This is a genomic window from Streptomyces boninensis (assembly GCF_048572725.1).
Classification (GTDB): Bacteria; Actinomycetota; Actinomycetes; order Streptomycetales; family Streptomycetaceae; genus Streptomyces; species Streptomyces boninensis.
The window spans coordinates 9,353,798-9,366,980 of record NZ_CP183837.1 but is presented as its reverse complement, the minus strand read 5'-3'; the positions used below and the strand labels follow the sequence as shown (position 1 = coordinate 9,366,980).

Sequence of the window (13,183 nt, the reverse complement as noted above, 5' to 3'; positions counted from 1 at the left end):
ATGGCGACAGCCACTGTGCCTGCCCCCGCGCGCGTGCTGCGCTCGCCCGTCTTCTTCTCCATCGTCGCGGCGCTCGTGATCGGGGCGGTGTTCCTGGTCGCCACCGGCGCGGATCCGCTGACCGCCTACCGGGAGGTCCTGACCGGCTCGCTCGGTCCTGCGGGCATCGGCTCCACCCTCACCACCGGTACCAGCGTGCTCGGCATGTCGCTGGCGCTGGCGATCCCGCTACGCGCCGGGCTGATCAACCTGGGCGGGGACGGCCAGTTGGTGCTCGGCGGCATCGCGGCCGCCGCGGTCGGGCTGTACTCGCCGCTGCCGGCGCCGCTCACGACCATCCTGGCCGTCCTCGCGGGGATGGCGGCGGGCGCGTTGTACGCCGCGCTGGCCGCGCTGTGCGACATCAAGTTCGGCGTGCCGCTGCTGGTGAGCAGCCTGCTGCTGTCGTATCCGGCGTCATCGCTCGCCTCGTATCTGGTGCGCTATCCGCTCAAAGAGCCGGGTTCCAGCCTGCCGCAGACCGAGCGGCTGCCGGACGGTGTGGAGCTTCCCGCCTTCGGCAGCTCGACCGTCACCATCGGTCTCGTCCTCGTGGCGCTCGCCGCCGTCGCGTACTTCGTCGTCGACTCGCGCACCACCGCCGGCTACGAGATGCGCATGACGGGCCTCAACCCGCGCTTCACCGCGTACGCCGGCGTCGAGCGCGGCCGCCAGACGCTGCGCCTGATGGCGGTGTCGGGCGCCCTCGCCGGACTCGTCGGCGCGATCGGCGTGCTCAGCTTCCCGTTCCGCTTCCTGGACGGCGCGCTCACCGCGCCGAACTACACCTGGACCGGGCTGACGGCGGCGCTGCTCGCGGCGGCCGCGCCCGTGGGCACCGTACTGGCGGCGTTCTTCTTCGCGATGCTGCAGGTGGGCGGGCTGTCCATGGAGCGTACGACCGAGGTGCCGCGCGAGCTGACGCAGGTGCTGCAGGCGATTGTGATCGTGTTCCTCGCGGCGCGGCTGCGGATCGCATGGCGGGGGCCGCGGCGCAAGAAGCAGGACGAAACCGTGAAGGACGGCGAGTGATGTTCTTCGACTCCGATCTTGCCCTGTCGGCGCTGCGCGCCCTCACCCCGATCCTGCTCGCCGCGCTCGGCGGCGCTCTGTGCGAGCGGGCGGGCGTCTTCAACATCGGCCTCGAAGGCATGATGCTGATGGGCTGCTTCACCGCGGTGGCCACGAGCTGGTTCACCGGCAGCCCGTGGCTCGGCGTGCTGGCCGCGGCGGCAGCGGCGGCCGCGTATTCGCTGATCCTCGCCGTCGGCGCGGTGACGCTGAAGGGCGACGCGGTCGTCCTCGGCGTCGCCATGAACCTCCTCGCGGTCGGCCTGACCAGTTTCCTTCTCCGTACGGTCTTCGGCGTGCAGGGCACCTTCGACGACCCGGACCTCGCGGGGCTCGGGGAGATCGCCGGCTTCTCGCCGCTGACGTGGCTGTCGTGGGCGGCGGTCGCGGTCGCCGCGGTGCTGCTGTCCCGGCACGCGTGGGGGCTGCGGCTGCGCGGCGTCGGGGAGACGCCGGACGCGGCCGCGACGCTGGGGGTGAGTCCGGTGAAGTACAAGTACGGGGCCGTGCTCGCCTCCGGGGTGCTGTGCGGCCTCGCCGGGGCGCAGCTCGCCCTCGGGAACGTCACCCTCTTCTCGGAGAACATGACGGCCGGCCGCGGCTGGATCGCCGTCGTCGCCGTCATGCTGGGCCGCGCCCTGCCGCTCGGCGTGCTCCTCGCCGCCCTCCTCTTCGGCCTCGCGGAGGCCGCCGGATTCCGCCTCCAGGGCCTCGGCCTTCCGCAGCAGGCGACGGACGCCGCGCCGTACGTCGTCACCCTGATCGCCCTCTTCCTCACCACGGCGCAGCGCCGCCGCCGCAAGACTGGAGCCGTCGCATGAGTGCCACCGCAGCCGACGCAGCCGACCTGCTGCCCATCACCCGGATACCGCGCACCGGCCTGCCGCCGCGTGCGGTCGTCGTGGGCGACCCGGCCCGCGCGGCGGCGGTCGCCGAGCTGCTGGACGACGCGAAGGAGGTGTCGTACCACCGCGAGTACCAGGTCTTCAGCGGCAATTGGCGCGGCCTGCCGGTCGTCGTCGCCTCGCACGGGGTGGGCGCGCCCGGCGCGATCCTGCTGTTCCAGGAGCTCGCGGACGCGGGTGTGCACACCCTCATCCGCTTCGGCACGGCGGGCGCGATGCGCTCGGGCATCGGCGACGGCGACCTGGTCATCGCGGAGGCCTGCGTACGGGACGACGGCGTGACGCAGCAGCTGGTCCCCGCCGAATACCCGGCGGTGTCCGCGCCGGAGGCCGTACTCGCCCTCACCGGCGCGGCGCGCGACGCGGGCGCGCCGCACCACCGCGGCCTGGTGTGGACGCGGGCCGCCTTCCAGCCGGGACTGATTCCTCTTGATACGTACAACAAGGCCGGTCTCGCGGCGATCGAGATGGAGCTTTCGGCGCTGTACGTGACGGCGTCCCTGCGCGGCCTGATCGCGGGCGGCGTCCTCGTCGTGGACGGCGCGAACGCGGACGAGCTGGTGGACGAGGACGCCACCGGCGGCTACAACCCGCACCGCGAGGTCGTCGCCGCGGGCGTGGCCCGCGGCAGCGTCGTAGCCCTGGATGCCCTGCGCACACTGTCCGAAGACAGGGCCCGATGACCGGCGAGCCGGTGGATCTGCTCGTCCACGGAGGCACGCTCCTCACCGTCGACGACGCCTCGACGGTCATCCCGGACGGCGCGCTCGCGATCCGCGACGGCGCCATCGCGGCGGTCGGCGCCACCGACGCGCTGCGCGCCCGCTACTCCCCCGCCGACGAACTCGACGCCGCCGGCGGCCTCATCATGCCGGGCCTCATCAACACCCACACCCACCTCGCCATGACGCTGTTCCGCGGCGGCGCGGACGACGTGACGCTCCAGGACTTCCTCGGCCGGGTGATCCCCGCCGAGGCCCGGCTCCTCAACCCTGGCAATGTGGCGGCGGCTGTACGGGTCGCCATCGCGGAGAGCGTACGGGCGGGGGTGACGTCGGCGCTCGACATGTACTGGTTCCACGAGGCCGCCGAAGACGCGGCACGGGAGGCGGGCTGGCGGCTGCTGACCGGACCCACCTTCATGGACGTACCCGACCCCCCGGACGGCCGCACCTACGACACCCGCCTCGCGTGGGCCCGGCGCGACCTGGCAGCGCGCGCCCCGGGCACGCGCCCGGTCCTCTTCGCGCACTCCACCTACACGCTCTCGCCCGAGCAGCTCACCGAGATCTTCGCCCTGGGCCGGGAGTACGGCGCGCTCCTCCACATCCACGCCGCGGAGAACGCCGCCGAGGTCGCCACCGTGGAGGCCGGCCACGGCAAGCGCCCCGTCGAACTCCTCGACTCCCTGGGCCTGCTGGGCCCCGACGTCGTCCTGGCCCACGCCGTCGACCTGACCGCCGCGGAGATCGCGGCCCTCGCCCGCACCGGCACCTCCGTCGCCCACTGCCCGGTGTCCAACCTGAAGCTGGGCTGCGGCATCGCTCCCGTACCGGACCTGCTGGCCGCAGGCGTCACGGTCGGCCTCGGCACGGACGGCGCCGTCAGCTCGAACACCCTCGACCTGCTGGGGGCGGTGCGGCAGGCCGCGCTGGTGCACAAGGCGGCGGGCGACCCGACGGCCGTCAGCGCGGAGCAGGCGGTACGGATGGCCACTGCGGAAGGCGCCCGCGCGCTGGGGCTCGGCGCCGAGCTCGGCTCCCTGGAGGCGGGCAAGCGCGCCGACCTGATCGTCATCGACCTGGACCGCCCGCACTTCACGCCGCGCCACGACCCCTGGTCGATGCTCGCGTACGCCGCCCAGGCCGCCGACGTCCGGCACACCGTCGTCGACGGCCGGATCCTGATGCGCGACCGCGCGCTCACGACGCTCGACGAAGACTCCGTCCTCGCCGCGCTGGAGGCCGCCGCATGAGCCGCCACGTCACCCGCGGCTTCGTCGGCCGCCCCCGCGTCGACAATCCCGGGCTGCCGCCGGGCCAGTACGACGCGGGCGCCGACTGGCCGGTCCTGTCGGCGGAGGTCACCCCGGACCTCTCCCCCGCCGACTGGACATTCCGCATCGACGGCCTCGTCGCCGAGCCCCGCACCTGGACCTGGGACGAGGCACAGCAGCTGCCCACCAGCCAGTACGAGGGCGACATCCACTGCGTGACGAGCTGGTCCAAGTTCGGCGTCCGCTTCGGCGGCGTGCCGCTCGACGCCTTCCTGGACGCCGTCCGCCCGGACCCCTCCGCCACGCATGTGGTCGCGTACTCCCACACGGGCTACACCACCAACCTCCCCCTCTCCGACGTCACCGACGGCCGCGCCTGGGTGGCTTTCACGTACGAGGACGCCCCCCTGCCTCCCGAACACGGCGGCCCCGCCCGGCTCCTCGTACCGCACCTCTACTTCTGGAAGAGCGCCAAGTGGCTCGCGGGCCTGCGCCTACTCGACCACGACGAGCCCGGCTTCTGGGAGCAGAACGGCTACCACGGGCGCGGCAACCCCTGGGAAGAACAGCGGTACGCCGGTGACTGACGCGCTCCGCACCCGCTTCGCCGTCCCCGGCCGCATCGCCGCCAGCAACCGCGCCGCCGCCACCTGGCAGCGCGCCGTGCTCACCGGGATCCGCCGGGAGACCCCGGACGCCGCGACGTTCCGCTTCGCGGTGCCCGGCTGGCAGGGCCACCTCCCCGGGCAGCACCTGATGCTGCGGCTGACCGCCGCGGACGGCTATACGGCACAGCGGCACTACTCGCTCGCGTCACCGCCCGACGACTCCGGTCACATCGACCTCACCCTCGATCACGTCGAGGGCGGCGAGGTCTCGGGCTATCTGCACACCCTCGCGCGCGTCGGCGACGAGATGGAGGTGCGCGGCCCGCTCAGCGGCTTCTTCGCCTGGCCCGGCGACCGCCCCGCGCTGCTGGTCGGCGCGGGCTCAGGTGTCGTCCCCCTGATCTCGATGCTCCGCCACCATCGCCGCCGCCAACTCGACGTGCCTTTGCGTCTCTTCGTCTCGGCACGCACGCGTGAGGATTTGATCTACGCGACGGAGTACGGCGACGAGACGACGGTCGTACTCACCCGCGAGGGCGAGCGCCGACGCTTGTCGGCGGACCATCTGGCGCCCGCCCTCACCGCTGCCGCTCCCCCGTGGGACGCGTACATCTGCGGCTCCAACTCCTTCGCGGAGCACGCCTCCCGGCTGCTGGTGGACCTCGGCCAGCCGGTGGAGCGGATCCGTATCGAGCGCTTCGGCTGAGGCGCGGGGACGGGGACTCACTCGAAGGCGGCCGCCGCCGCGCGCAGCGCCCGGGCGATCTCCTCGGGGGCGTCGGGGCCCGGTGGGCCCGGTGTGTACGTGACCGAGTGCAGGTTGCCCGTATAGCGGAAGACGCCGTGCCGCTCGTGCAGCGGCCAGGACACCGGGGACTTGCGGTCCACGCCGATGCTGATGCCCTGGAGCGGGGCCATGCCGATCAGCTGGTGGACCGGCGCGGGGGTGGCCCGTGGTGTGCCGTCGACCGTGAGCGTGAAGCGCCAGCGCAGGCCGCGCTCGGCGGTGGCCACGAGCTCGATGCGGCGGGTGCCTGGGGGTAGCGGGCCGGCGTCGGTGGTGTGCAGGGCGCCGTAGGCGTTGTATGCGAAGTGGAGCCTGCCGTCCTCGGCGTACAGGCTGTAGCCGCCGCCCTGGTCGCCGTGCGAGAGCAGCACGCCCGCGTCGCCGTCCGCGTAGCCGGGGGCCGACAGCTCCACCGTCGCGGTCCACGAGCGCAGCGCGATCAGGCGCGACGAGCGGTAGCGCTCCAGCTCCGGCGTGCCGGCGAGCAGCGTGACCGAGTGGGTCAGGCGCTGTTCGGACGGGCCGCGGCGGGCCAGGGCGCCGGAGGCGTCGGGGAGGGGGAAGACGCCGTTGCGCCAGGCGGCTTCCTCCCAGGCGGCGGCGAGTTCCTTGACGAGGTCCGGTCGTTCGGCGGAGAGGTCGTACAGCTCGGTCGGGTCGGTGCGGATGTCGTAGAGTCGCCATTCGCCGTCGTCGTACGGGTCGCCTGGCCGGTGCAGGGTGACGAGCTTGTGGCCGTCGCGGTAGTAGCTGCGGTTGCCGGTCATCTCGCAGTACTGCTCGGTGTGGGTGCCCGCGGCGGCCGGGTCCGCGAGGACCGCCGCGAAGCTCGCGCCGTCCTGCTCCTGGACGGCGTCCTCCCGGGTCACCCCGGCCAGCTCCAGCAGCGTCGGTGCGACGTCGGTGACGTACTGGTAGGCGTGCCGGATGCCGTCGTCCCCGGCCGCGCGCGGCAGCCCGGCCGGCCAGGAGAGCAGGAAGGGCACCCGCACCCCGCCCGCGTACGTGTGCCGCTTGTAGAGCCGGAACGGGGTGTTGGACGCCATCGCCCAGCCGCGCGGATAGTGCACGAGGCTGCGCGGGCCGCCGATGAGGTCGGGGTCGCGTTCGACGTCGGCCGGCCAGTCGGCGGGGAGGTGCGGGTGGTGGGCGAAGCGGCTGAAGTAGCTGCGGCTGCCCTCGGCGCCGCCTTCGCCGCTGCCGCCGTTGTCAGAGGTGAAGACTACGATCGTGTTGTCGAGTTCGTTCAGGTCACGGAGGGTGTCCAGAAGCCGTGCCAGGTTCTGGTCGACGTTGTCGACCATTGCCGCGTACGCCTCCATGTAGCGGGCGAAGAGCTCCTGTTCTTCCTGCCTCAGCTCATCCCACGGGCCCACGTCCAGGCCGTCCTCGGCGTTGCGCGGCGGCAGTTCGGTGCCGGGTGGGAAGAGGCCGTCGGCCAGCTGGCGGTTGAAACGGGTGCGGCGGAGCTCGTCCCAGCCGGCGGTGTAGCGGCCGCGGTGGCGTTGCAGGTCGGCGGGCTTGGCCTGGAGCGGGGCGTGTACGGCGTTGTGCGCGTAATAGAGGAAGAAGGGCTTCTCGGTGTCGTGGGCGCGCAGCGACTTGACCATGGAGATGGCCTGGTCGGTGATGTCGTCGGTGTAGTAGTAGCCGTCCGGGAAGGCGTCAATGTCGAGGGGGGTGTTGTCGCGGACGAGCTGGTGCGGGTGGAAGAGGTTCGTCAGGCCTTCCAGGACGCCGTAGTACTGGTCGAAGCCCTTCTGCAGCGGCCAGTTCGCGCGGTCGTCGGCGGCGGAGGACGCGGCGTCGCGGGAGAGGTGCCATTTGCCGACGGCGTACGTGGCGTAGCCGGCGCCGTGCAGCGTCTCGGCGAGGGTCGGGAAGTCGGGGGCGATCTCCATGCCGTAGCCGGGGAAGCCCGGGTCGGCGTTGGCGACCATGGCGTAGCCGACGCGGTGCGGGTTGCAGCCGGTGAGCAGCGCGGCGCGGGAGGGGGAGCAGAGCGGGACGGTGTGGTAGTTCGTCAGGCGTATGCCGTCGGCCGCCAGGGCGTCGAGCGTCGGGGTCGGGACCTCGGCGCCGAACGGGCCGATGTCGCTGAAGCCCATGTCGTCCAGGTAGACCAGGACGATGTTCGGCGCTCCGGCGGGCGGGGTGCGGCGGTCGGGCCAGGCGGGCTCGGAGTCGGCGAAGGTGCGGCCGACGCGGCCGGGGAAGCCGGCGTACGGGTCGCGGCGGGGGCCGTGGGGCGGGGGTGTCATGCGGCGGAGGCTCCTACGGCGTCGGCGTCGGCGGGGACGAGGTCGGGGGCGGCGGCCAGCAGCCGCTCGGTGTACGGGTGTTGCGGCTGCGAGATGACCTGGTCGGCCAGTCCCGTCTCGACTATGCGGCCGTTGTGCATGACCGCGATCCGGTGGCTGACCTGCCGTACCACCGCCAGGTCGTGGGCGATGAAGACAAGCGCCAGGCCGAGGTCGCGCTGCAGGTCGGCGAGGAGGTTGACGATCTGCGCCTGCACCGAGACGTCGAGCGCGGACACCGGCTCGTCGCAGATCAGCACCGACGGCGCGGGCGCGAGCGCGCGGGCGATGCCGATGCGCTGGCGCTGGCCGCCGGAGAAGGCGCTGGGACGGCGACCGGCGGTCGCCGGGTCGAGGCCGACCAGCTCCAGCAGCTCGGCGACGCGGCGGGCGCGTGCCTGGCGGTCCTCGTACGCGGAATGCCCGCGCAGGGGCTCGGCGATGCTCTCGCCGACGGTCATGCGGGGGTTGAGGGAGGCGTACGGGTCCTGGAACACCATCTGGACCTGCTGCCGCAGCGCGCGGAGTGCGGCGCGGGAGGGCCGGGTGACGTCCTCGCCGCGCAGGCGGAGGGTGCCGCCGTCCGCGGGGTGGGCGTGGGCGAGGACGCGGGCGAGGGTGGACTTGCCGGAGCCTGACTCGCCTACCAGGCCGAGGGTTTCGCGGGCGTGCAGCTCCAGGGAGACGCCGTCGAGTGCCGTGAGCGAGCCGCGCCGGCCGCGGCGGAAGACCTTGCGGATGTCGGTGGCGGTGAGGAGGGGCGTGGCCGGGTCGGCCGCGGACGCACCGGGCGGGCCCACGGATCCGGCTGCGGGCTCGGCGCTCGACGGCACGGGCGAGGACGTGCTCCCGGCGACGGCCGCGTCTCCGGCCGGCCTCACCGCCGCAGCCGGCAGCACCGCCGCAGCCGGCCCCGCCTCGGCCGGGACCGCCGGTGCCACCGGCTCTGCCACTGGCCGGAGCGCACCGAGAAGTTCGAGCTCGTCCGCGCGGTGGCAGGCCGCTCGGCTCCGCTCGCCGCCCGGTGCCGCCAGCGTCTGCGGCTCCGCCGCGCACCGCTCCTCCGCGTGCGCGCAGCGGGCCGCGAACGCGCAGCCGGTCGGCACCAGTGACAGGTCCGGTGGCGATCCCGGTATGCCGCGCAGCCGGGTCCCGGACGGCGACGACAGGCGCGGCACTGCCGCCAGCAGGCCCGCGCTGTACGGGTGCCGGGGCCGGGCCAGGACGTCGGCGGTCGGGCCGTCCTCGACGACCGTGCCGCCGTACATGACCAGTACGCGCGCGCATGTGCGGGCGACGACGCCCATGTTGTGCGTGATGAGCACCAGCGCCGTGCCCGTCTTCTCGCTCAGCTCGGTGAGCAGCGTGAGGATCTGTTCCTGGACGGTGGCGTCCAGCGCCGTCGTCGGCTCGTCGGCGAGCAGCACGTCCGGCTCGTTGGCCAGCGCCAGCGCGATGAGGATGCGCTGCCGCTGGCCGCCGGAGAACTGGTGCGGGTAGTCGTCCAGCCGGCTCTCCGCGTCCGGGATGCCGACGAGCTCGAGCAACTCCCGCGCCCGCGCCCGCCGCGCCGGGCGGTCCGCGCCGCCGTGCGCGCGCAGCACTTCGTCGAGGTGCCGGCGGACCGTGAGCACCGGGTTCAGCGAGGTCATCGGATCCTGAAAGATCATCCCGATCCGCGCGCCCCGCACCGCCCGCAGCTCCTCCTCCCCCGCCGCCGTCAGGTCCGTCCCTTCGAGGCGTACGGAACCGGCCGTGACGCGCCCGCTCCCGGGCAGCATCCGCAGCAGCGCCAGCGCCGTGGTCGACTTCCCGGACCCCGACTCGCCGACCACGGCGATCCGTTCACCGCGCCGCAGCGTGAAGTCCACATCTCGCACGGCATGCACCACGGATCCGTCAGAGGCGGTGAAGTCCACGCTCAGGCCGCGTACGTCGAGGAGCGCGTCGGTGGTGGTCATCGGCGTATCTCCCGGTTGAGGGCCTCGGACAGCAGGGACAGGCCGAGGACGAGCAGGGTGACGGTGAGCAGCGGCCCGGCGGCGAAGTACGGGGCCTGGGAGAGGAAGGGCAGCGCCTGGCTGAGGACGCCGCCGAGGGTGGGTTCCGGCGGGCGGACGCCGACGCCGAGGAAGCTCATCGCGCCTTCGAGGAAGACGGCGACGGTGAGGGAGACGGCGACCTGCACGATCAGCGGGTCGGCGGCGTTGGGCAGGATGTGCCGGGCCAGCAGCCGGACCCGCCCGGCACCGCCGACCCGGGCGGCGACCGCGTACTCCCGCTCGCGCTGCACAAGGATGCCGGTGCGCAGCTGCCGTCCGAAGACGGGGATCTCGGCGAGCGCGATGACGACGATCACCGGCAGCCGCCCGGGGCCGAGCATGGCGGTGATGGCGAGCGCCAGGATCAGCCCGGGAAAGGCCAGCACCAGGTCGAACAGCCGCTGCACGGCCGTGTCGAGCACCCGGTGCGCGGCCGCGAGCAGGGCCAGGGCGCAGCCTACGAGCGCGCCGATCGGGACCGCGAGCGCGATCACCTCGACGTCGGTACGGATGCCGTAGAGCACCCGGCTGAACAGGTCGCGGCCGAGGTCGTCGGTGCCGAGCAGATGCCCGCCCTCGCCGGGCGCGAGGAGGGCGCGGCTGGACTGCTCGGTCGGCCCGTACGAGGTGAGCAGCGGGGCGAGCAGCCCGGCGAGCACGACGAGCGCTACGAGGGCGAGGCCGATGCGGCCGCGGATGCTGCCTAGCACCTTCGGGAGGCGCGGCAGCCGCAGCGTCCGTACGGCCGCGGTCGAGGACAGGGTGGTCATCGGCAGATCACTCCCACCGGATCCGGGGGTCGAGCCAGGCGTGGACGGCGTCGGTGAGCAGCTGCACCACGACGAAGACGGCTACGAGCAGGAGCAGCAGGTCCTGGACGACCGGGTAGTCGCGGCGGGTGAGCGCCTGTTCGGCGAGCTGGCCGAGGCCTGGCCAGGCGAAGATGGCCTCGACCAGGACGGCGCCGCCGAGGAGGTGGCCGGTCTGCATGCCGAGGAGGGTGACTACGGGCGGCAGGGCGTTGGGCAGCGCGTGCCGCCACAGCAGGCGGCGGCGCGGCACGCCCGCCGCGACGGCGGTGCGCACGTAGTCCTCGGCGAGGGCGCGCTCCAGGCTGTCCCGGAGGTAGCGGCCGAGGACGGCGGCGCTGGGGAGGGCGAGGCAGACGGCGGGCAGCAGCAGGTACTGCAGCTCGAGATCCGGAGCCTGAAGGAGGCCGATCCGGCCGCTGGACGGCAGCAGTCCGAGGCCGACCGCGAAGACCAGCACCAGCAGCACGCCGGTGACGAACGGCGGCACCGCGAGGGCGCCCGTGGTCAGCGCCCGTACGACCGCCTGCACCCAGCGCCGCCGTGAGGTGGCGCCGAGGACGCCGAGGGCGAGGCCCAGGGACACGGTCACCAGCAGCGCGCCGATGGTGAGTTCTGCCGTGGCGCCGAGGCCGTCGCCGATGAGGGTGGCGACGTCGCCGCCGACCGCGTACGACGGGCCGAGGTCGCCGGTGAACAGGTCGCCGAGCCAGGCGAGGTACTGCGTCAGCAGCGGCTCGTCGAGGCCGAGGCGGTCCCGGATGGCGGCCACGGAGGCCGGGCTCGCGTCCGGCCCGGCGAGCGTGGTGGCGGCGTCGCCGGGGACCAGGCGGAGGATCGCGAAGATCAGGAAGGAGGCGAGGAGCAGCACGAGGAGGGCGGAGGGGATCCGCTTCAGGAGGTATCCGCGCATGGGTCAGGCCAGGTAGGCGTGGTCGAGGTTGAGATAGCTGAACTTGCCGAGGGTGGCGCCGCGCAGCTTCTTCGCCGCCACCTCGACCTGGGCCTGCACGGCGAGGTCGATGATGAACGCCTCGTCCAGCAGCAGGTCGGAGATCTTCTGGTAGCGGGCGCGGGCGGCGGGCGAGTCGGCTTCCTTGACCTCCCACGCCTCGTGGACGGCCTTGGTGTACGCCTTCGAGCGGAAGCGGGAGGTGTTCTTGGCCTCGTTGAAGGGATACGCGCTGACCGCGAGCGTGGACGGCTGCACCTGGGCGAAGCCGTGGCCGTTGATCCACAGCGCCGGCATATCGCCGCCGATCAGCTTCTTCTGGAAGGTGGCGGTGTCGTGCGGCTGCAGCTCGGTCTTGATGCCGATCTGCTTCAGGTCGTACTGGACGATCTCCGCGATCGAGGTGTGCAGCGGCATGGCGGGGTGCCCGAGGGGGACGGTTTTGCGGGTGTCCGCTCCGGAGGCCTTCAGCAGGGCGCGGGCCTTGCCCGGGTCGTGGCGGTAGTGGGTGCGGTTGGCCTCGCTGTAGGCGGGCGAGGACTTGGGCCACGGGGCGGCCGAGGCGAAGCCGTAGCCGCCGAGGGCCTGCTCGACGACCCGTTCGCGGTCGACGCCCCAGGCGACGGCCTGCCGGAAGTCCTTGCTGTCGGTGGGGTTGTCCGCGACGGTGGCGCCGACGTAGACGGCGCCGTTGCCAGTGGCGTAGCGGCGGACGCGGAAGTCGTCGCGGCTCTTCAGCGCGGCGAGGTGCTTGCCGGAGACGTGGTACGAGAGCTGGACCTGGCGGGAGCGGAGGGCGGAGAGCAGGGCGTCGGGCTGGGTGAAGACGCGCAGTTCGACGGCGTCGAGGTAAGGACGGTCCGGTATCCAGTACTTGTCGTTGCGGGTCAGGCTGAGGCCGGTGCCGGGCTGCCACTGCTTCAGGCGGTACGGGCCCGTGCCGTTGAGCTTCGCGCCCTTCACGGTCTCCGCGACCGTGTGCCGGTCCGTGATGATCATGAATTCGAAGAGGTCGAAGAGGTTGCCCACCGGGTGGGCGAGCTTCAGCACCAGCTCGTGGGCGCCGCGCTTGTCGAAGCCGGTGACGGCGCGGGCGGTGGCGGCCAGCTGGGCAGAGCGGACCGGCTTGGTGAGGTTGCGGATGGCGAAGATGACGTCGTCGGCGTCGAACGTGCGGCCGTCGTGGTACGTGACGTCGTCGCGCAGCCGCAGCGTGATGCTGCGGCCGTCGGCCGCGTACTGCCAGGACTTGGCGAGCTCCGGCTGCGGCTTCAGCTCATCGTCGTAGCGGGTGAGGGTGTTGTAGATCAGCCGCTGCTGCAGCGACTGGCCGCTCTGGGTGAACAGCAGCGCGGGAGTGAAGTCCTGGTTGATGCCGACGACCAGCTTGCCGCCGCGCTTCGGCCCGCTGCCGCCCTCGGCGGTGGACGCCGCGGACCGGCAGCCCGCCAGCCCACCGCCCGCCCCGAGCAGAAGGGCGCCGGCACCGGCGGCGCGCAGGGTGGTGCGGCGGGAGGGCAGGGGTGGTGGCACAGGCATGACGGAGGCCCATTTCTTTTGCTGCGAGCGGAAGGAATGCCGGAAGTGAGGAATTCAAAGGCACGTTTCGGTATTCGATCGCAGCAGAATGACAGTAAGCCCGACGACCGGTCAACCTCGGTTTTTGTACGGGAT

General features: G+C 72.9%; 11 protein-coding genes. 6 read left to right on the top strand and 5 right to left on the bottom strand.

Annotated features, from left to right (window positions below; translation table 11 throughout):
- The 6 genes from ACNNMR_RS42195 to ACNNMR_RS42170 are packed head-to-tail and all read left to right on the top strand — an operon-like array spanning position 1 to position 5,325.
- A complete protein-coding gene (locus ACNNMR_RS42195) occupies positions 1-1,071 on the top strand; it encodes an ABC transporter permease (RefSeq protein ID WP_420000053.1) in 1,071 nt (356 codons plus the stop codon).
- Positions 1,071-1,931 carry an ABC transporter permease gene (locus tag ACNNMR_RS42190; protein ID WP_420000052.1) on the top strand — a complete coding sequence of 287 codons (861 nt, stop codon included), beginning with the start codon at positions 1,071-1,073 and terminating at the stop codon, positions 1,929-1,931. The genes ACNNMR_RS42195 and ACNNMR_RS42190 overlap by 1 nt, the downstream gene beginning before the upstream one ends.
- Positions 1,928-2,698, top strand: a complete 771-nt coding sequence (locus ACNNMR_RS42185) for a nucleoside phosphorylase (protein ID WP_420000051.1) — start codon at positions 1,928-1,930, stop codon at positions 2,696-2,698. Before ACNNMR_RS42190 ends, ACNNMR_RS42185 begins: the two co-directional genes overlap by 4 nt.
- Positions 2,695-3,990, top strand: coding sequence for an amidohydrolase (locus ACNNMR_RS42180; RefSeq protein WP_420000050.1), 1,296 nt, complete (start codon positions 2,695-2,697; stop codon positions 3,988-3,990). Before ACNNMR_RS42185 ends, ACNNMR_RS42180 begins: the two co-directional genes overlap by 4 nt.
- Positions 3,987-4,598 carry a sulfite oxidase-like oxidoreductase gene (locus tag ACNNMR_RS42175; RefSeq protein WP_420000049.1) on the top strand — a complete coding sequence of 204 codons (612 nt, stop codon included), beginning with the start codon at positions 3,987-3,989 and terminating at the stop codon, positions 4,596-4,598. Before ACNNMR_RS42180 ends, ACNNMR_RS42175 begins: the two co-directional genes overlap by 4 nt.
- Positions 4,591-5,325 carry a ferredoxin reductase gene (locus ACNNMR_RS42170; protein WP_420000048.1) on the top strand — a complete coding sequence of 245 codons (735 nt, stop codon included), beginning with the start codon at positions 4,591-4,593 and terminating at the stop codon, positions 5,323-5,325. The genes ACNNMR_RS42175 and ACNNMR_RS42170 overlap by 8 nt, the downstream gene beginning before the upstream one ends.
- A 17-nt stretch (positions 5,326-5,342) precedes the next feature.
- Here the strand turns inward: ACNNMR_RS42170 and ACNNMR_RS42165 are convergent, their stop codons facing one another.
- From ACNNMR_RS42165 to ACNNMR_RS42145, 5 genes are read right to left on the bottom strand one after another with little or no spacing between them, the layout of a single operon-like run.
- Positions 5,343-7,667, bottom strand: coding sequence for an arylsulfatase (locus ACNNMR_RS42165; RefSeq protein WP_420000047.1), 2,325 nt, complete (start codon positions 7,665-7,667; stop codon positions 5,343-5,345).
- Positions 7,664-9,667: a dipeptide ABC transporter ATP-binding protein gene (locus tag ACNNMR_RS42160; protein WP_420000046.1), complete on the bottom strand. Its 2,004-nt coding sequence runs from the start codon at positions 9,665-9,667 to the stop codon at positions 7,664-7,666. The genes ACNNMR_RS42165 and ACNNMR_RS42160 overlap by 4 nt, the downstream gene beginning before the upstream one ends.
- Positions 9,664-10,518, bottom strand: a complete 855-nt coding sequence (locus tag ACNNMR_RS42155) for an ABC transporter permease (protein ID WP_420000045.1) — start codon at positions 10,516-10,518, stop codon at positions 9,664-9,666. Before ACNNMR_RS42155 ends, ACNNMR_RS42160 begins: the two co-directional genes overlap by 4 nt.
- 7 nt (positions 10,519-10,525) lie before the next feature.
- Positions 10,526-11,470, bottom strand: coding sequence for an ABC transporter permease (locus ACNNMR_RS42150; RefSeq protein ID WP_420000044.1), 945 nt, complete (start codon positions 11,468-11,470; stop codon positions 10,526-10,528).
- 3 nt (positions 11,471-11,473) lie between these two features.
- Entirely contained in the window at positions 11,474-13,048 is a 1,575-nt protein-coding gene (locus tag ACNNMR_RS42145; protein ID WP_420000043.1) for an ABC transporter substrate-binding protein, read from the bottom strand.
- Positions 13,049-13,183 lie beyond the last annotated feature (135 nt).